Annotated in this window: 18 protein-coding genes; 9 read left to right on the top strand and 9 right to left on the bottom strand. The window is 55.7% G+C overall.

The window, feature by feature from the left end:
- Positions 1 to 26 precede the first annotated feature (26 nt).
- From serS to EJ361_RS05215, 3 genes are read right to left on the bottom strand one after another with little or no spacing between them, the layout of a single operon-like run.
- The gene (serS, locus tag EJ361_RS05205) at positions 27 to 1,301 is read right to left on the bottom strand and encodes a serine--tRNA ligase (protein ID WP_126244296.1); all 1,275 of its coding nucleotides are present in this window, start codon (positions 1,299 to 1,301) and stop codon (positions 27 to 29) included.
- 46 nt (positions 1,302 to 1,347) lie between these two features.
- Positions 1,348 to 3,018 carry an NAD+ synthase gene (locus EJ361_RS05210; protein ID WP_126244297.1) on the bottom strand — a complete coding sequence of 557 codons (1,671 nt, stop codon included), beginning with the start codon at positions 3,016 to 3,018 and terminating at the stop codon, positions 1,348 to 1,350.
- Positions 3,019 to 3,058: 40 nt separating this feature from the next.
- A complete protein-coding gene (locus tag EJ361_RS05215) occupies positions 3,059 to 3,784 on the bottom strand; it encodes a porin family protein (RefSeq protein WP_126244298.1) in 726 nt (241 codons plus the stop codon).
- A 20-nt stretch (positions 3,785 to 3,804) separates the two neighbouring features.
- Here EJ361_RS05215 and gldB point away from each other — a divergent pair, with 20 nt between their 5' ends.
- Positions 3,805 to 4,830, top strand: a complete 1,026-nt coding sequence (gldB, locus tag EJ361_RS05220) for a gliding motility lipoprotein GldB (RefSeq protein WP_126244299.1) — start codon at positions 3,805 to 3,807, stop codon at positions 4,828 to 4,830.
- Here the strand turns inward: gldB and apaG are convergent.
- From apaG to EJ361_RS05245, 5 genes are all read right to left on the bottom strand, one after another.
- Positions 4,827 to 5,213, bottom strand: a complete 387-nt coding sequence (gene apaG, locus EJ361_RS05225) for a Co2+/Mg2+ efflux protein ApaG (RefSeq protein ID WP_109699698.1) — start codon at positions 5,211 to 5,213, stop codon at positions 4,827 to 4,829. The genes gldB and apaG overlap by 4 nt on opposite strands.
- Positions 5,214 to 5,297: 84 nt before the next feature.
- On the bottom strand, positions 5,298 to 5,624 hold the full coding sequence (locus EJ361_RS05230) for a DUF4157 domain-containing protein (RefSeq protein ID WP_126244300.1): 327 nt from the start codon (positions 5,622 to 5,624) through the stop codon (positions 5,298 to 5,300).
- 66 nt (positions 5,625 to 5,690) lie between these two features.
- Positions 5,691 to 6,620 carry a DUF5777 family beta-barrel protein gene (locus EJ361_RS05235; RefSeq protein WP_126244301.1) on the bottom strand — a complete coding sequence of 310 codons (930 nt, stop codon included), beginning with the start codon at positions 6,618 to 6,620 and terminating at the stop codon, positions 5,691 to 5,693.
- 25 nt (positions 6,621 to 6,645) lie between these two features.
- Positions 6,646 to 7,197, bottom strand: coding sequence for a YceI family protein (locus EJ361_RS05240; RefSeq protein WP_126244302.1), 552 nt, complete (start codon positions 7,195 to 7,197; stop codon positions 6,646 to 6,648).
- Positions 7,198 to 7,216: 19 nt separating this feature from the next.
- Positions 7,217 to 7,600: a hypothetical protein gene (locus tag EJ361_RS05245; protein ID WP_126244303.1), complete on the bottom strand. Its 384-nt coding sequence runs from the start codon at positions 7,598 to 7,600 to the stop codon at positions 7,217 to 7,219.
- Between the two features lie 118 nt (positions 7,601 to 7,718).
- Between EJ361_RS05245 and EJ361_RS05250 the strand changes: the two genes are divergently transcribed.
- Entirely contained in the window at positions 7,719 to 8,990 is a 1,272-nt protein-coding gene (locus tag EJ361_RS05250) for a UDP-N-acetylmuramoyl-tripeptide--D-alanyl-D-alanine ligase (RefSeq protein WP_126244304.1), read from the top strand.
- Positions 8,991 to 9,415: 425 nt separating this feature from the next.
- Here the strand turns inward: EJ361_RS05250 and mce are convergent, their stop codons facing one another.
- Positions 9,416 to 9,820 carry a methylmalonyl-CoA epimerase gene (mce, locus tag EJ361_RS05255; RefSeq protein WP_126244305.1) on the bottom strand — a complete coding sequence of 135 codons (405 nt, stop codon included), beginning with the start codon at positions 9,818 to 9,820 and terminating at the stop codon, positions 9,416 to 9,418.
- Between the two features lie 99 nt (positions 9,821 to 9,919).
- On the opposite strand from mce, the gene EJ361_RS05260 reads away from it, so the two are divergent.
- The 7 genes from EJ361_RS05260 (at position 9,920) to EJ361_RS05290 (ending at position 18,290) form a co-directional block, all read left to right on the top strand.
- A complete protein-coding gene (locus tag EJ361_RS05260) occupies positions 9,920 to 11,083 on the top strand; it encodes a cysteine desulfurase family protein (protein WP_126244306.1) in 1,164 nt (387 codons plus the stop codon).
- Between the two features lie 11 nt (positions 11,084 to 11,094).
- On the top strand, positions 11,095 to 11,421 hold the full coding sequence (locus EJ361_RS05265; RefSeq protein ID WP_126244307.1) for a HesB/IscA family protein: 327 nt from the start codon (positions 11,095 to 11,097) through the stop codon (positions 11,419 to 11,421).
- Positions 11,422 to 11,554: 133 nt separating this feature from the next.
- Positions 11,555 to 12,292, top strand: a complete 738-nt coding sequence (gldF, locus tag EJ361_RS05270; RefSeq protein ID WP_126244308.1) for a gliding motility-associated ABC transporter permease subunit GldF — start codon at positions 11,555 to 11,557, stop codon at positions 12,290 to 12,292.
- Between the two features lie 2 nt (positions 12,293 to 12,294).
- A complete protein-coding gene (gldG, locus tag EJ361_RS05275; RefSeq protein WP_126244309.1) occupies positions 12,295 to 14,010 on the top strand; it encodes a gliding motility-associated ABC transporter substrate-binding protein GldG in 1,716 nt (571 codons plus the stop codon).
- 51 nt (positions 14,011 to 14,061) lie between these two features.
- The gene (locus EJ361_RS05280) at positions 14,062 to 15,012 is read left to right on the top strand and encodes a TerC/Alx family metal homeostasis membrane protein (RefSeq protein WP_126244310.1); all 951 of its coding nucleotides are present in this window, start codon (positions 14,062 to 14,064) and stop codon (positions 15,010 to 15,012) included.
- A gap of 67 nt (positions 15,013 to 15,079) precedes the next feature.
- The gene (locus EJ361_RS05285; protein WP_126244311.1) at positions 15,080 to 17,572 is read left to right on the top strand and encodes a bifunctional UDP-N-acetylmuramoyl-tripeptide:D-alanyl-D-alanine ligase/alanine racemase; all 2,493 of its coding nucleotides are present in this window, start codon (positions 15,080 to 15,082) and stop codon (positions 17,570 to 17,572) included.
- Between the two features lie 55 nt (positions 17,573 to 17,627).
- Positions 17,628 to 18,290, top strand: a complete 663-nt coding sequence (locus tag EJ361_RS05290; RefSeq protein WP_126244312.1) for a lipoprotein signal peptidase — start codon at positions 17,628 to 17,630, stop codon at positions 18,288 to 18,290.
- The last annotated feature ends 175 nt before the right edge of the window (positions 18,291 to 18,465 follow it).

Here is an 18,465-nt window from a genome sequence, read left to right on the forward strand (position 1 = left end):
TTTTGCCTTGATGGGAGAACAAACGCCTACGCGATCCTGTCTCCCCCGAAATATGTATGCAGCACTTCCGGCAGCAAAATGCCGTCGGCCGTCTGGTTGTTTTCGAGCAATGTGGCCATGATCCGCGGGCATGCCAGCGAGCTGCCGTTCAGCGAATGTACCAGCTGGTTCTTGCCGTTTTCGTCTTTGAAGCGCACTTTCATGCGGTTGGTCTGGAACGTCTCGAAGTTGGAAACGGACGATACTTCCAGCCATTTTTCCTGGGCGGCAGACCATACCTCGAAATCGAAGGTCTGCGCGGAACCGAAGCTCATATCGCCACCACAAAGATTGAGGATGCGATAAGGCAGTTGCAGGCTCTGGAGCAGCTTTTCGACATGTGCCACCATTTCCTGCAGCGTATCGTACGATTTTTCGGGATGCACGATCTGCACCAGCTCTACTTTTTCGAACTGATGAAGGCGGTTGAGGCCGCGCACATCTTTACCGTAAGACCCCGCTTCACGGCGGAAACACGGGCTGTAAGCCGTGATTTTCACCGGCAGCTCCGATTCCTTGAGGATCTCGTCACGGAAAACGTTGGTCAGCGGCACCTCCGACGTGGGGATCAGGTAGAAGTTATCTTCCGGCATGTAATACATCTGTCCCTCTTTGTCGGGGAGCTGTCCCGTGCCGTAAGCCGATGCTTCGTTCACGAGGAACGGCGGCAGGAATTCCGTATAGCCGTTGGATGTATTGAAATCGAGGAAATAGCTGATGAGCGCGCGTTGCAGACGGGCTCCCTTGTTCTTGTAGAAGGGAAAACCGCTGCCGGTCACCTTATTGCCCAGCTCGAAATCGATCAGGTCGTACTTTTTGGCCAGGTCCCAGTGCGGCACAGCACCTGCGGCGAGGACGGGGATATCGCCGCCACGGCGCACTTCCACATTATCTTCCGCTGTTCTGCCTTTGGGAACGTCCGCACCGGGCAGGTTAGGGAGCCTGACCAGCGTGTCGTGCAGCAATTTCTCCGTCGCGCGCAACTGCTCGTCGATGGGCCCAAGCGCCTGCTTGTAGGCGGCCACCTCCTGCTTGCGAGACTCCGCGCCCGACTTGTCGCCAGATGCCATGAGCTTCCCGATCTCTTTTGATGCGGAATTCACCTTGGCTTGCGTTTCATCGTAATCGAGCGTCAGCTTCTTGCGCTGATCGTCAAGCGCCAGTACTTCGTCTACGACGGCAGCCGCGTCCGCGAAATGCTTCACGGCCAGCCTTTCCAGTACCAGCTCTTTGTTTTGACGGATAAATTGTACCTGTAACATTTTATAATGAATATTGAAATTTGGACAAAGATAGCAGGGTTCTCCCTTAACTCAAATATTTCCCCACGATAGGCACTCTCCGCCCGATCCCGAAGGCTTTGGACGACACCCGGACGATGGGGCAGAACTGGTTCCGCTTGTATTCGTTGGTATTCACCATTTTCAGCGTACGCGCCACCAGCGCCTCATCGAACCCTTTCGCCACGATCTCCTTCGGCCCCTGCCGCCGCTCAATATACTGATAGAGGATGCGGTCCAGTATCGTATAATCGGGCAAACTGTCGGAATCCTTCTGGTTGGGCCGCAATTCCGCCGAAGGCGCCTTGTCGATGATATTCACCGGGATGATCTCCTTTTCTCGGTTTATATACCGCGCCAGGGCATACACCTGCGTTTTGTACAGGTCCCCCAGCACAGAAAGCCCCCCGGCCATATCGCCATACAAGGTCCCGTAACCGGTAGACAGCTCGCTCTTATTGCTCGTGTTCAGGAGTATATACCCGAACTTGTTAGCCAGCCCCATCAGCAGGTTCCCGCGGATGCGGCTTTGCGTATTCTCTTCCGCCACATTGAACGGCAGCCCCTTGAAGTAAGGCTCCAGCGTATCCAGGAAATGCTCGTAAATATTGTTGATGCGGATGATGTCGTAAGGATTGTCGAGGTTTTTCGACAGCGCCACGGCATCGTCTACCGAATGTTCCGTACTGTAGGGCGAAGGCATGAGGATGGCGCGGACGTTCTCCTTGCCCAGGGCTTCCACCGCCAAAGCCAGCGTCACTGCGCTGTCGATCCCGCCGGAAGAGCCCAGGATGGCCTGTTTGAAGCCCATTTTTTTGAAATAATCTCCGATACTGAGCACGATCGCCTGTTTGATCCGGGCGATGTTATGGTCGAACACCAGCTCTTCCATCACGGAATTGGGTGTGGTGGGCGTTTCGGGATTGGGTTTCTTTTTGCCCAGCGCATCCAGCTCCACGCCAGCCATATCTTCCTCGAAAAAGGCCAGTTGCTTGACGATCTGCCCTTCCGCGTCGAACACCATCGATCCGCCGTCGAACACGATCTCCGTCTGCGAGCCGACGGTATTACAGTAATACATCGGCAGGCCGTACTTCTTCACATTTTCACAGATGATCTCGCGCCGGCTCTCGTCGTGGTCGTAATCGAACGGCGAGGCAGACAGGTTGATCATCACGTCGGGATGCTGCAGGATGAGCCGGTCCATGGGGCAAATCCGGTACAGCGGGTTATCGCCGAGGTTCCAGATATCTTCACAGATCGTTACGGCCAGTTTTTTTCCTTTGAAGGGGATGACGTTCCATTCGAACGCCGGCTCGAAGTAGCGGTATTCGTCGAACACATCGTACGTCGGCAGCAGCGTTTTCTGCACCACCTGCTTGATTTCGCCTTCATACAGGAAGAAAGCGGCATTGAAGAGATCTTTCCCTTCGCGGTGGGGATTGCGCTGCGGACCGCCCACCAGCACGGCGGTTTTCTGCGTATGCTTGCGGATTTCGTCGATAGCGGCGTAGCTCCGTGCGATGAAGTCTTCGAACTCCAGGAAATCCCTCGGCGGATATCCGCACACGCACAGTTCGGAAAACACGACCAGGTCGGCCCCGCGGGCTTCCGCGGCGTGGATGGCTTCGATGATGCGGGCCGTATTGGCCTCGAAGTTGCCGATATGGTAATTCTGCTGGGCGAGGAAAATATTCATCCGTACTTTTTTGTCTGGCAAATGTACGGACTAAACAGGGTTAAAAATAAACCCCGAGCCGCAAAATGAAGCTATTGCCCGTTACGCGCCCGTCGTTCCACTTGCCGTTGCGGGTGATGTCCACGAAATTATTCTGGTAATTGATGCCCACCACGCCGGTCAGCGTTTCCGTGAGCGGATATTCGACACCCGCGCCCAGGAGCATTCCGGCCGTAAAAGGCTGTATCTGGCGGAGCACGCCCAGCTTGTCGAACCGTTGCATGTTGCTGATAACATTCGCACGCGCACGGATAGGCATACCCACGAAGCCGCCGAACTGTCCGTAGAAGTCGAACCCTTTCGCCGTAGCGGTTTTGAGCTTCAGCGCCACCGGCACTTCGATGTATTGCAGGCGGATGTCGTATTCCGAAGATGCGGAACGGAAGTCTGACAGGCCTTTCCCGGTTTCGTACTGCATCACGCTGCCGAAGTGCGTCACCTGCACACCGGTTGCCAGGGCATAGCGTTCTTCGTCGTCGATGAACCAGTCGGCCAATACGCCGTAGCTAAAGTAAAAACGGCCGCTGTTGCGGGTTACGCCGGCTTCCTGCGGATTGAGGAACGAGGCACCGGGATCGATTTTGAACCCGAAACGCACTTTGCGCCCGGTTTTTTCGGACATACGGTCGCTGAAAGACTGGGCAGAAAGCGAAGCGGCCGATGCGATCAGCACCGCGGCCATCAGAAAGGATTTCCGGAATACGTTGCGAAACAATATTTTTACCATCTCTAAAGTTATTATAGGCGATGCAAAGTTACCTGAAAATACATTCCCTGTGTATCCTGATCCTTACAAACGCCATCATGGCGGGTTGCGGACGAAAAAAACAGATCCCCGACGTCAGCCACATCCCCATCACGGTGAAGATCGAACGGTTCGACCGGGCATTTGCCGGTATTGATACCACTAACGTCGCAACGGGCGTAAAATTGTTGCAGGAAATGTATCCCGGTTTCGTGAACGACTATCTTTCGCATATCCTCTATCTTCCCAACACCGGTGATTCCGTTGCATGGATACGATCCGTGCATGATTTCCTCGCCAATAAAGACATCCGCGCGCTGAACGATTCCGTGGGCGCGCATTTCGCCGATATCCGGCCGCTGGAAAAGGAGCTGACGCAGGCCTTCCGCCTGGCGAAATATTACCAGCCGAAGTTCCGTGCGCCGCAGGTGCTCACGTTCATTTCCGCCGTCAACAATTTCGGTGCCGTAACGATCGATTCGGTGTTGGGGATCGGGCTGGACATGTATATGGGCGCGGATTTCAACGTGTACAGGCTGGTGCCCGACATGCCGGAATATATGGTCCGCCGATTCACCCCCGAAAACATACCCGTCAACGTCATGACCGTGCTGTACCAGCAGCTGGACGCGCCTCGTGAAGGAGCTTCCCTGGCCGGGCAACTGGTATACCTCGGCAAGCAGCAATACTTCCTGGAGCAGGTGCTGCCGGAAACGGACGCACACATCCGCATGGGATATACGAGCGGACAGCTAAAATTCTGTGAAGAAAACGAGCAGATGGTCTGGCAGTATTTCGTGGAGAATAAATTATTGTATAGCCGTGATGGACAAACGATCGCGCGGTATATCGGCGACGGGCCGTCGACCCAGGGCATGCCAGCCGAGGCGCCGGGTAAAATAGGCGCGTTTACCGGGTACAGGATCGTACGGGCATTCATGGAGCGCCATCCGGAATATACATTGGAAAAACTCATGAACACGCAGGACGCGATGCTCATCTTCAACGGGGCCAAATACCGGCCCTAGTTCATTTTGAACGGCACAACCATCTGAAACTCGGGGATCTTCACATCGAAGAGCTTCTTGTTCAGCTGGTTTTCCATTTGATACGTACCGTACATTTTACCGATTTCCGTGCGGAGATTGGAGCCGGAAACATATTGATAGCTTTCGCCTGGTGCGAGCAGCGGTTGCACACCTACCACGCCTTCCCCTTCCACTTCGCGGTGCGAGCCGTTGGAATCGATGATATACCAATGGCGGCGCAACAGTTTGATGGGGAAGGTATTGTTATTTTCGATGGTGATACGGTAAGCGAACATGAACTCACTGCCGATCGGATTGGAGTAATCCGGCTGGTAAAACGTTTCCACGCTTATCGTGATTCCCTCTGTGACCTTCTTAACCATATTAATCAGCCTTTACCGTAAAAATAAGGAAAATAACCGCGTTGCAACATTTTTTATCCCCACCCCCTTCGTTTTAACGAATCTTTATCGTATCTCCACCCCTTCCAGCTCCCGCGGATTGGTTTCCGCCAGCCGGGCGTCTTTTTCATAAGGGATGTTATAATAGCCATACCGGCGCCAGTCGCGCACATAACGCCACAGGAACCGCCAGAAGCCCGCCTCGCGGTACTGACGAACGTGCCGCACCTCGTGCCGCACCCACGCCGTATTGGCCAGGAACCGCTCCCGGCTTACCCCATGCAGGTGAATGACGTTCCCGAAAACGATCGCGATATTGCCGGAACCCATCTTCCAGGCGGCTATCCGCGCCACCATGGAGCCTTCCCGGATACGGCATTTCAATGTTGACATATCCGCAATTTAACGGCTTGGGTCCAAAAACAGCACAATCGTACCCATTCACTTCCCATTAACGACCTAGCGCCCGCCCAGCGAGAACCGGCGCGAAATATTGAAGCCCCAGCGGAACTGTCCGTGCGTCCAGGTGCTCACCGTTTCGGGGATGAACTGGTTCTCCAGGATGGCCGTGGCATTCGTGAAATTCAGGTGGAACACGTGCCCGCCCGTTTCGATCTCCACGCCCACGCCCAGCGAGTTGTAGAACTTCGTGCCCCGGGATTCGTAATAATCCTTGCTTTCCTCGTCGCGGAACGAATAAAAGTAATCGGCCACCAGCGCCACGCGTTTGCTGAACCGCAGCCTGCCGCCCAACCCCATGGCGAACATGTTGTTCATGTCCTTGAAACCCACACGGTTACGATGCACGAACGAGGGCAGCAGCGCCAGGCTCACCATTTCACCGAACTTCCGGGAAATCACCAGCTGGGCCACAGCACTCCCCCGGTCGGAGAATTTGGCGAAATAATTGGGATCGGCCTGGTCCGGACTGCTTTTCATGGACGATACCACCGCATTGGCGAACAGCGTAATACCGACCGGCACGCGGTTGTCGTGCGTTTGCTGCAGCAGTTTGAATTTGCCAAGCACCTCCCACATCTGCGAAAAGTTGCCGTTGCCTTTGGAACGGCTCAGGCCGGCCGTGAGGCGGTCGGTAATGCCATATTCGAAGGCGATGCGGATGTCTGTAGAATTATCGAGCCCGAAAAAGGTGGACGATCCGCCGCCGGAGCCGCCAATGTCGCCGAACCGGTGCGCCACCCGGAAGTCGAGGTCGCCCCTGGCCAGGGTTTCGTTCGACTGCCCGTTGATGATGCGGGTACTTTTGAAAGTGGAGGTCACGGGATCGCGGCGGACGGAGTCCTTCCCGAAAATGGCGCCCAGATCGTCCTGCGCCATGGCGGCCGGGGCGGTGAGCAGAAGGGCGGTGAGCAAGCGGAGATGCAACATATTCGCTGGTTTGAAGCTTTTTGGATTAAGGTTTGACGGCCGGTTGATATTGCGCGCTCATGGTCACTTCCACCACTTCCGCGATATTTTTTATCACCAGGCTCGGGATTTTGATGTTATGATCGGCAACTCGCACCTTGAATTTCGCTTCTGCGGCCAGGTTACCGCCCGCAATCGTGATGGTGCCGGATACCCGGTAGGATTTGGTGACGCCGTGGATCTGGAGGTCGCCCTCCGCTTCAACCGGCCAGGTGCCGTCTTTGGTGAGGTCTGTGGTGCCGAGGACCCTCCCTTTGAATTCGGCGTAGGGGAATTTGTCGCTTTCGAGGTAATTCTCGTTGAAATGCTCCTGCATCAGTTTCTTTTTGAATTGAAACGAGGTGATGGGCACTTTGAAATAAATGGCGCGCGTGGCGGGATTGATGGCCGATACGCCCTGGGTGCTCATCGCCTCGATGTCTTCCAGCGGCGCGCTGGAAAAGAAACGCAGGCGCACCGAGCGGCACGACTGTACATTCTGTGCCGCCGCCGGAATGGCGAGACCAAGGAATGCGATTATGATGAAAATTCGTTTCATGCGTGACTGTTTTGGTGGATCAATCCGGCATTCCCTTGTTTACCCAGCAGGCGATGGAATCGCGCACGGCTTTCGGCAATGGGGGATAGCCCTGGCTTTGCGGCATATCGGCACCGGCGCCGGTAACGCGGAACGTCCATGATGCGCCGTTGGTGGAAATGTAATTTTTCAGTTTGGCGGGCGTGGAAAAATCGGCGTTCAGCGGCGATCCCGTTCCGGGATGGCAGCTGCGGTTGGTGCAATGCTGCTGAACGATTTCGTAGATCCGGGCTGCGGTGACGTTCACGGTGGAGCAATCGGCGTTGGCGGTAGGCTCCGGCGCCTGTTCAGACGTACAGGCGGCCAGGATGCACAGGGCCAGCAGCGCCGGCATCGTCCATAATTGTTTCCTGCGTATGAGCATAAGTTGACGGGTTTGCATAGCGTTAATTACGGGTTCGGGCCTACATAGGTTGCCTGCGAAAGATAATAAAGAAAATGAGGGCCATCATTCCTTATTTTTGTACGCAAATCCGCAACACGTGAATATCGAACAGCTATATACCATCTACCGCCAGCACCCTTCCGTGCAAACAGACACGCGCCAGCTCAAAGCCGGCGATATCTTCTTTGCCCTGCGCGGCCCCAACTTCAACGGTAACCAGTATGCCGGTGCGGCCCTGGCATCCGGCGCCAGTTTCGCGGTGGTCGACGATCCTGCGTTTTTCACCCAGCCGGATAGGATGATGCTGGTGGATGATGCGCTGGCGGCCCTGCAGGCTTTGGCAAGGCACCACCGCCGGCAGTTCAACATTCCGTTCATCGCCATTACCGGCACTAACGGTAAAACCACTACGAAAGAAATGCTCCGCACCGCATTGGGCGCGGCATATCGTACATACGCCACCGAAGGCAACCTCAACAACCATATCGGCGTTCCGCTGACGCTGCTGCGCATCCCCATGGACGCGGAAATGGCCGTGATCGAAATGGGCGCCAACCATCGCCACGAGATCGCCGCCTATTGCAAAGTGGCGGAACCCACGCACGGGATCATCACCAACATCGGAAAGGCCCACCTGGAAGGGTTCGGCAGCGAGGAAGGCGTGCGCCTGGCCAAGGGCGAGCTGTACGACTACCTCCGCGAAAACGGCGGAACGGTGTTCGTTTGCAAGGATTATCCCTACCTGGTGGAGATGAGCAAAGGCATCGGTACGGTGATCACCTATGGTCACGACCCGGCCGATTACGCCGGCGCCCCTTTCCCCGGGACCGCCCTGCTGGAGCTGGAATCCGCAGGCGCAGGGCATGTGCGCACCCAACTCGTGGGCGCTTACAACTTCCCGAACGTCATGGCCGCCATCGCTGCCGGGCTCCATTTCAAGGTGCCGGCGGAAAAACTGCGCGCCGCCCTGGAAGCGTACGTCCCCTCCAACAACCGCTCCCAGGTAGTGAAAAAAGGCACCAACACCTTCGTGATGGACGCCTACAACGCCAACCCCTCCAGCATGAAAGCCGCCGTGGAAAATTTCGCGGGGCTCGATGCGAAGCAGAAAGTCCTCCTCCTCGGCGCCATGAAGGAACTGGGGCCGGACAGTGATAAGGAGCACCAGGCGCTGGCCGACCTCCTCCAATTGAGCCACTGGAAAGCCGTTGTGCTCGTGGGAAAGGAATTCTCCAAAACCCGGCACCCCTACATCTGGTTCGAAACGGCCGGCGAAGCGCGCACCTGGCTGGAACAGCAACAGTTCCAGGACACGCACCTCCTCGTAAAAGGCTCGCGGAGCGTAGGGATGGAAAAGGTCGTGAATTAATTCGAATGGGCGGCTACGGTCGTTCCCGTTAGCAGGAAAAACATCAGGACGATAAAACCAGGACGGGTCATTGATAACATCTTTTAAAACGGGAAAGGCTAATGGAAATTAATGTAATCCCTACAATATTCCTCCATTCCTGCGCAAATGCCGAAGTGTGCGACGCAACGGCGGCCGGGATTTTTTACCGATGCCGGCTTCCCGAACAAAATCTCCGCAATCGCTTACGGATTGGGCAAAAAAAGAAACCTGCGAGTTAAAAAACCCACAGGTTTTCATAACCTATGCCAACTTTAGAGTATTGTGATGAAGCCTGAGCGGCTTGCATTTGTGCTGTGTTATACCAATATCAACGCGCGACTAAATAAAAGGTTTAAATACCGCCATTTTTTTTCGCGCTTTTTTTATAACAGGCTGATTTCCTTCTATCCGGTCCGTTCCTGCGTTAACTCCACCAGCACGCCGTTCGTGCTTTTGGGATGAAGGAAACATACCAGTTTGTTATCTGCCCCGGGTTTGGGCTCGGCAGACAGGAGTTCGAAGCCTTCGTTTTGCAACCGGGCCATTTCGGCGCGGATGTCTTTCACTTCAAAAGCCAGGTGATGCACGCCTTCGCCCTTTTTTTCGAGGAATTTCGCGACTGGGCTGGCGGGAGATAATGCTTCCAGCAGCTCGATCTTCGTTTCGCCCTGGCGGAAAAACGCGGTAGACACGCCTTCGGAGGCGATTTCCTCGGTTTTGTAACACTCCGCGTTCAGCAGTTTTTCGAACAGGGGAACGGAAACGGCCAGCGATTTCACGGCGATGCCGATGTGCTCAACTTTTAACATATGGGTGTATGATTTAATGCCCGGAAAGATGACCCTGCGGTTACCCGCGACCCGGGCGGTTCCGGGTAAAAGTAGAACTTATACCGTAATTTTGCATAGATGCAGACACTGCCCGTTTACCTCGACAACAACGCCACCACGCCCTGCGACCCCCGGGTGCTGGAAGCCATGCTTCCTTACTTCACCACCCATTTCGGCAATGCCGCTTCCCGCGCGCACGCCTGGGGATGGACGGCCGAGGAAGCGGTACAGCAGGCGCGCGAGGAAGTGGCTGCGCTCATCGGTGCCGAGCCCCAGGAAATCGTGTTCACTTCCGGCGCCACAGAGGCCCTCAACCTGGCCCTCAAAGGCGCTGCCGAAGCATATGCGGTAAAAGGGAAACACTTCATCACCCTGCAAACCGAGCATAAAGCCGTGCTCGACACCTGCCGCCACCTCGAAAAACTCGGTGCGGAAGTTACCTACCTGCCGGTAGATGGCCGCGGGACCGTAAACCCCGACGACCTCAAAGCCGCCATCCGCCCAGACACGGTGCTGGCTGCCGTGCTATACGCCAACAACGAAACGGGCGTAATCCAACCCATCGCCGATATTTCAGGGATTTTGGGGGAACACGGGATCCTGCTGCTGACGGATGCCACGCAGGCCGTGGGTAAAATACCCCTGGACGCCGCCGGCGAAGGCATCGGGATGCTGGCGCTGTCGGCCCACAAGCTATACGGCCCCAAAGGCGCGGGCGCGCTGTTCGTCCGCCGCAGGGCTCCGCGCGTGCGGCTGGCGGCGCAGATGGACGGCGGTGGCCACGAGCGCGGCATGCGTTCGGGCACCCTGAACGTACCGGGGATCGTGGGGTTGGGCAAGGCCTGCGCCATTGCGGCCGACGAAATGGCAGGCGAATCCCGCCGGCTGGCGGCCCTCCGCGACAGGCTGGAAAAAACGCTGGTGGAAAAAACCGGCGCCCGGGTGAACGGCGAAGGCGCCCCCAGGCTGCCGCACGTCAGCAACCTGCAGTTCCCCGACGTACGGGGGGCCGACCTCCTGCGCGGCGTAACCCGGGAAATAGCCGTATCTTCGGGTTCGGCATGCACATCCGCCAATCCCGAGCCCAGTCATGTGCTGATAGCGATGGGGGTCCCCGAAGAACTGGCACATTCTTCGCTCAGGTTTGGATTGGGAAGGTTTACGACCGAAGCGGACGTAGACCGTGCCATCGAGACAGTCAACAATACCGTGCGCTCATTGCACGCAATATATAACCAGTAAATACGGATAAGATGATCTATATCAGTGATAAAGCCAAGCAAAAAGTGGATGCGCTCCGGGCCGAAGGGACCCTGGGCGAGGATTACTTCCTGCGCGTGTCCGTTGTGGGCGGAGGATGCTCCGGCCTCAGCTATAAACTCGATTTCGACAACGAAACCAAGCCGAAAGACCAGGTTTTCGAAGACAAAGGCATTAAAGTGGTGACAGACCTGAAAAGCTTCCTGTACCTCTGCAATACCGTCCTGGAATTCTCCGAAGGGCTCAACGGGAAAGGGTTTTACTTCAATAACCCCAACGCTTCCCGCACCTGCGCCTGCGGCGACAGCTTCGCCGTGTAAGCTTTCGGCAAACACATACGCATTTCCAGCCGTCCGGTCCCCTGTAACCGGACGGCTTTTTTATTGAATCGTTTACGGATGATTAAAAATTCAAATATTGTGGAAACGTAATTGAATTATATTTGCTTCCGTCATGTATGCCATTTTCAAGAAAGACATCCACCAATTTTTCAGCAGTATCACGGGGTATGTAGCCATCGTTTTGTTCCTGCTCGCCAACGGACTGTTCCTGTTCATTTTCCGGGACACGAGCCTCCTCGAGGCCGGGTACGCAGACCTGGACGGGCTTTTCGAGCTGGCGCCCATGATATTCCTGTTGCTGATTCCCGCCATCACCATGCGCAGTTTATCGGACGAGTACCGCAGCGGCACCATGGAGCTGCTGGGCACCAAGCCGGTGACGCCCTGGCAGATCGTTTGGGGGAAATACTGGGCCTGCCTGCTCATCGTAGCCATCGCGCTCGTTCCCACGGCCGTGTATTACCTCGCCATTTCGCAGCTGGCCGCGGCGGGAAACGGGCCCGATACCGGCAGCATCCTGGGGTCTTACCTGGGGCTTTTCCTGCTGGGGGGCGTGTTCACCGCCATCGGGCTCTGGGCCTCGTCTGTCACCGCTAACGCCGTGGTCGCCTTTTTGGTGGCCATCTTCACCTGCTACATCCTCTACACCGGGTTCGATGCCCTCAGCAAACTGGCGGTGTTCGAAGGCGGGGCGGATTATTACCTCGCCATGGCCGGCATCCGCTATCATTATACTTCCATCAGCCGCGGCGTGATAGACACGCGCGACATCGTGTATTTCGCCAGCGTGGCCGGACTGATGTTATATCTTACCAAAATATCGCTGGAAAGGAAAATCTGGCAGGGTTGATTATGGAACTAACGAGAAAGGACAAACGAAAACAATACCTGAAACGGACGCTGGGGCTCCTGGCCGTGATCGTGGCTATTAACGCGGCGGCAGGGTTCTTCCATACCCGGTTCGACCTCACCGCCGAGAAGCGCTATACCCTCGCCCCTTCCACCCGCGATCTCCTCCGCCGGCTCGACGCGCCCGTTCAGATCGAAGTTTATCTCAAGGGGAAATATCCCGCCGGCTTCCGACAGCTGTCTAACGCCACGCGCGAGCTGCTCGAGGAATTCCAGCAGTTCGGCGGCAACAACGTCCGCTTCAGCTTCCTCAATCCCGGCTCCGATCTCCCCGATTCCATGCGCGCCGCTTTCCAGGACACGCTCATGGCACGGGGCATCCTGCCCTTTAACCTGCAGGTGCAGGACGACGGGAAGGATTCCTACGCCGAGAAACTCATTTTCCCCGGCGCCATTATTACATACAAAGACCGCGAATCGGCCGTCAACCTCCTGAAAAGCCAGGGCGGCATGGACCCCATGCAGGCGCTCAACAGCTCAGAAGCCCTCCTCGAATACAAATTCGCCAACGCCATTTACCAGTTGCAGCAAAACCATCGTCCGCTCGTGGGCTACATGCTCGGCCATGGGGAACCGGAAGGCCCTGAAGTCTACGACGCGCTGAAAACGCTGCATGAACTGTATGAAGTGGATACCGTCAACCTCGCCACCACACCGGCGATCCCCGACGAATTCGATGCGCTGCTGTTCGTCCGGCCGACCCGGACGTTTACCGACGCCGACAAACTGAAGATCGATCAATACGTGATGCAGGGCGGCAATATCGCCTGGTTCCTCGACAATCTGACGGCATCGACGGACAGTCTGCGCGGGCGCGATTTCGTGGCGTTCGACCGCAATCTCCAGCTGGAAGACCTGCTGTTCAAATACGGCGCCCGGGTGAACCCCGATCTTATCCAGGACCTCCGGGCAGACATTATCCCGCTCGTGGTGGGCAACATCGGCGACAAACCGCAGATCCAGCCCGTGCCGTTCCCTTATTTCCCTTTGCTCAATTCTACCAACGGCCATTCCATCGTCAAAAACCTGGACCTGGTGATGAGCCGCTTCGCGGGATCGGTGGATACGATGGCGGGTGGAGACATTCATAAAACCGTGCTGCTCACCTCGTCGGAACATAGCCGGCTGGTGCGCAGCCCTGTGCAGATCACGCTCGAAAGCGTGCAGCAGCAGCCCAATCCGCGGGAGTTCCGGTCGCGGAACGTTCCGGTGGCCGTGTTGCTGGAGGGGCGTTTTTCATCGCTGTTCCGCCACCGGATCGGCGCGGAGGGGCAGCGGCAGTGGGAAACCTCCGCGCACAGGCCTTTCCGGCCGGAAGCGGATACCGCGGGCAGGATGATCGTAGCGGGGGATGCAGACCTGGTGCTCAATGCCGTGACGCGGAAAAGCGGCCCATTGCAGATGGGGGTCAACGAGTTCAACCCGGATTACCAGTTCGCCAACAAGGAATTTTTCCTTAACGGGATGGATTACCTGGCCAGCAAGAGCCCGGTGATGGAAACGCGCAACAAGGAACTGACGCTCAGGCTGCTGGACGGTGAAAAGGTGCGCCGCGATAAAACGAAATGGCAGATCATCGCATTTGCCGTTCCCATCGGGGCCGTATTGCTGTTTGCCATGGCGTTCCAGTACTTCAGGCAGCGCAAGTATGCCAGGTAAAAGCTGCCGGAATCCATTATCTTTGCCATTCATTAAATTTTTCCGCTTTACATGACACCGCAAACATGGACGTATACAGTTTTTGGAATTGTGATCGTTCTGGCCCTGATCTTCGACCTGGGGTTATTAAGTAAAAAAGGTGAAGTAATGTCCATCAAAAAGGCGCTCCTCCAAACCTGTTTCTGGGTAGCGCTGTCTATGGGCTTCTGTGCATTTATCTGGTACGAAGACGGCTCAAAGATGGCTGTCGAATTCATGAGCGCGTATCTCATGGAGTGGTCGCTTTCCATCGACAATATTTTCGTTTTCATTCTCATATTCGGATTTTTCAAGATCAAGGAAACGAGCTATGCGCGGGTGCTGCTCATCGGTATCCTCATGGCTATCGTGTTCCGCGCCATTTTTATTACCGTGGGCGTGGCCCTCATCGCCCAATTCGGATGGATCCTGTACATTTTCGGCGCGTTCCTTGTATATACAGGCGTCAAGATGTTCATGGTAGACCAGCACGATGAGTTCAAGCCGGAGGAGAATTTCGCGTACCGCATCATGCAGAAGTACCTGCGGCTCTCCAATCAGCCGAACGTAGACAAGTTCACCATCAAGCAGAACGGGAAAGTGTATTTCACGACGCTGACCGTGGTGGTGGTGATGCTGGCGTTTACCGACATCGTATTTGCGCTGGATTCCATTCCGGCCGTATTCGCCATTTCAAAAGAACCGCTCGTGGTATATACATCCAACATCTTCGCCGTGCTTGGCCTCCGTTCCCTCTTCTTCCTATTGAGAGGTGCGGTAGACAAGTTCGATTACCTGCAGCAGGGCATCGCCATCGTGCTGGTATTCATCGGTCTGAAAATGCTGGCAGAGATCTGGAACTTCCATATGCCGGTTTGGGTATCGCTCATCGTGATCGTGCTTTGCCTGGCAGGTTCCATTGTATATTCCATACTGTTCGACAAGAAATTACCGGTTAAACCGACCGAGTCCAAAGAGAGTTAGTTGATCCGAACTGAAAGCGCCCGTACATGAGAGTCTGCGGGCGCTTTTCGATTAAAACCATATAACATTGTATACAGCAGAGAGTATCAGTAAGATCCTGAAGGGAGAATTGTTGCAACAGACCGGGCATCCGGAGATCGAACACATTTTGCTGGACAGCCGGAAATTGCTAGTTGCCGAAACATCCTTGTTCATTCCCCTTGTGAGCGAGCGCCGCAATGCACATCAGTACATCGACGATCTGTACAAAAAAGGCGTCAGCAATTTCGTGGTCAGCGAGCCCATCGCCCAGGGCCTCTACCCGAAAGCCAACATCATTTTAGTCAAAAACACCCTGCAGGCGCTCCACGCCCTCGTGGCCTGGCACCGCCAGCAATTCAACATTCCCGTGATCGGCATCACCGGCAGCAACGGCAAAACCATCGTCAAGGAATGGCTGTACCAGCTGCTGGAAAAAGACAACAACATCGTCCGCAGCCCGAAAAGCTACAACTCGCAGATCGGCGTGCCCCTGTCTGTCTGGCAAATGAAACCCGAGAACGACCTCGCCATTTTCGAAGCCGGCATTTCACAGCCCGGCGAAATGGTGAACCTCGAAAAGATCATCCGTCCCACCATCGGCATTTTCACCAATATCGGCGAAGCCCATAACGAAGGCTTCCTCAACATCCGCCAGAAAGTGAACGAAAAGCTCGTGCTGTTCACCCGCAGCGATGTGCTGATCTATTGCAAGGATTACCTGGCGCTCAACGAGTGCGTCAACAATTTCCATAACCTCGTGGGCAAGCGCGAGATCGACAACGCCCTGCAGCTCCTCACCTGGAGCCGCAAGACAGACGCCGATCTCCGGATTATTTCGGTCGACAAGAACGATAACCACACCCGCATCGATGCGCTGTACAAATCGGAGCCGGTCTTCATCCGCATTCCTTTTGTGGACGAGGGCTCCATCGAAAACGCCATCCATTGCTGGGCGCTCATGCTGTACCTGGGCAAGCCCCAGGAAACCATCCAGGAGCGGATGGACCATCTCGGCAACATCGCCATGCGGCTGGAAATGAAACAGGGCATCAATAACTGCTCCATCATCAACGACAGCTACAACTCCGACCTCGGATCGCTCGCCATCGCGCTGGAATTCCTCCAGCAGCAGCGCCAGCATCCTACCAAAACGGTCATCCTGAGCGATATCCTGCAATCCGGGAAAAGCGAAGGCTCGCTGTACGAAGAAGTGGCCGGCATGCTGGAAAGCAAAGGCATCAGCAAACTTATCGGCATCGGGAAGAATATCTCGCGCGAAAAGAAAAGTTTTGCCGGGGTGAAAAGCGAGTTTTACGCCAGCACCGAAGAATTCCTCCAGCAGGTGAACACCGCGGATTTCCAGAACGAGTCCATCCTCGTGAAAGGCGCCCGCGTATTCCAGTTCGAGCGGATCGGTAAACTGCTGGAACAAAAAGCCCATCAAACCATCCTCGAGATCAATCTTACCGCGCTGGCGCACAACGTGAAAGCGTACCAGTCGATCCTCAAGCCCGGCACCAAACTCATGGCCATGGTGAAAGCCTTCGCCTACGGGAGCGGCAGCTTCGAGATCGCCAACCTGCTGCAGTTCCACGGCATCGATTACCTGGCCGTGGCGTATGCCGACGAAGGGGTAGAGCTCCGCCGCGCCGGCATTACGCTGCCCATCATGGTGATGAACCCCGAGCCCAGCAGCTTCGACGCTATTTTACAATGGAACCTGGAGCCCGAACTGTATTCCATGCACCTGCTGGAATTGTTCGAGGAATCCGTCCGCTATGCGAATAAATCCAATTACCCCGTGCACATCAAGCTGGACACGGGCATGCACCGCCTCGGCTTCGAGCAGCAAGACATCCCTGCGCTGGCACTGCGGCTCAATGCCGAAGGGCTTTTCAGGGTACAGTCCATCTTCAGCCACTTCGCCGCCAGCGAAGACCCGAAGAAAGACGATTTCACCAACATGCAGTTCGACCGGTTCCAGAAAATGAGCCAGGCGCTCCGGCAGCAGCTGGGGTACCCCGTCATCCGCCACATCGTCAACAGCGCCGCCATCCACCGCCTGCCGCAGATGCAGCTGGATATGGTGAGGCTCGGGATCGGGATGTACGGGGTAGACAGCGCCCATGATTTCCAGGACAAACTGCGAAATGTCAGCACCCTGAAATCCACCGTGTCGCAGGTGAAGCGCATTCCCAAAGGCGACACCGTAGGCTACGGCGCCACCTGGCAGGCCAAAGCGCCCTCGCTCATCGCTACCGTGCGCATCGGGTATGCAGACGGATATATGCGCGCCCTGGGCAACGGGAACGGGAAAATGCTCGTTCGCGGGAAACTGGCCCCTGTGGCCGGCGTCATCGCGATGGACATGCTCATGCTCGACGTAACCGGCATCCCCGACGTAGCGGAGGGCGACGAAGTAATCGTATTCGGAGAAGGCCTGCCCGTGGAAGACGTGGCGAAATGGGCCGGCACCATACCTTACGAGATCCTGACCGGAATTTCCCAGCGCGTGAAACGGGTTTATTTCCAGGAATAGCAGTGGAGAGGGGCAACTTTGAAATAATACATTATTTTTGGAAAAATTTGAAGTTTTGAAGTATCGTCACATTGTATGGATCGTGATAGGGATCCTATTCATAGACCAGGTCCTGAAGTTTTGGATCAAGACAAATATGGCGCTGAACGAAAGTTTCCCCATATTCGGGAGCTGGTTCCAGATTCATTTTATTGAAAATGAAGGGATGGCGTATGGCCTGAAGTTCGGCGGCGAATTCGGAAAGATCGCCCTCACGATGTTCCGCCTGATCGCCGTGATCGTGGGTTTCTTCTATATGAAGCGGCTCGTGCGCGAGAAATACCACAACGGCCTGCTCGTTTGCGGGGCGCTGATCCTGGCGGGCGCTGCCGGCAACCTGATCGACAGTATGTTTTATGGACTGATCTTCTCCGACAGCACGGATATGTCAGTAGCACAGTTCCTTCCCGAAGGCGGCGGCTATGGCACTTTCCTGCACGGGAACGTGGTGGATATGCTCTATTTCCCGCTGTTCAGCGGTAATTTCCCGGAGTGGATGCCGTTCTGGGGCGGCGAGCATTTCATTTTCTTCCGTCCGATCTTCAACATCGCCGATGCGGCTATTTCGGTGGGCGTGATCGCCATCCTCATCTTCCAGAAGCGTTTCCTCCACAAACCGGGCGACGAGAAACAGAAGCCTGTCGGAACGCAACCCGCGCTGGACGATACCGTAGCATAAATTATCCGTGTATTACATATTTCAAAGGCCGCTCCTCCGGGATGCGGCCTTTTTTTACCTCCCGACGGGTGCGGTTCAGGCGCAGCGATGGAGGAGCCCTGTTCCGCCGGCTGCGGGCCCGACGCGGCAGGCCCCTCCTGGAACCCTTTCCCATGGCCAATTTAAAAAATTCCTT

It is taken from the genome of Chitinophaga rhizosphaerae (assembly GCF_003958645.1).
GTDB classification, from domain to species: Bacteria; Bacteroidota; Bacteroidia; order Chitinophagales; family Chitinophagaceae; genus Chitinophaga; species Chitinophaga rhizosphaerae.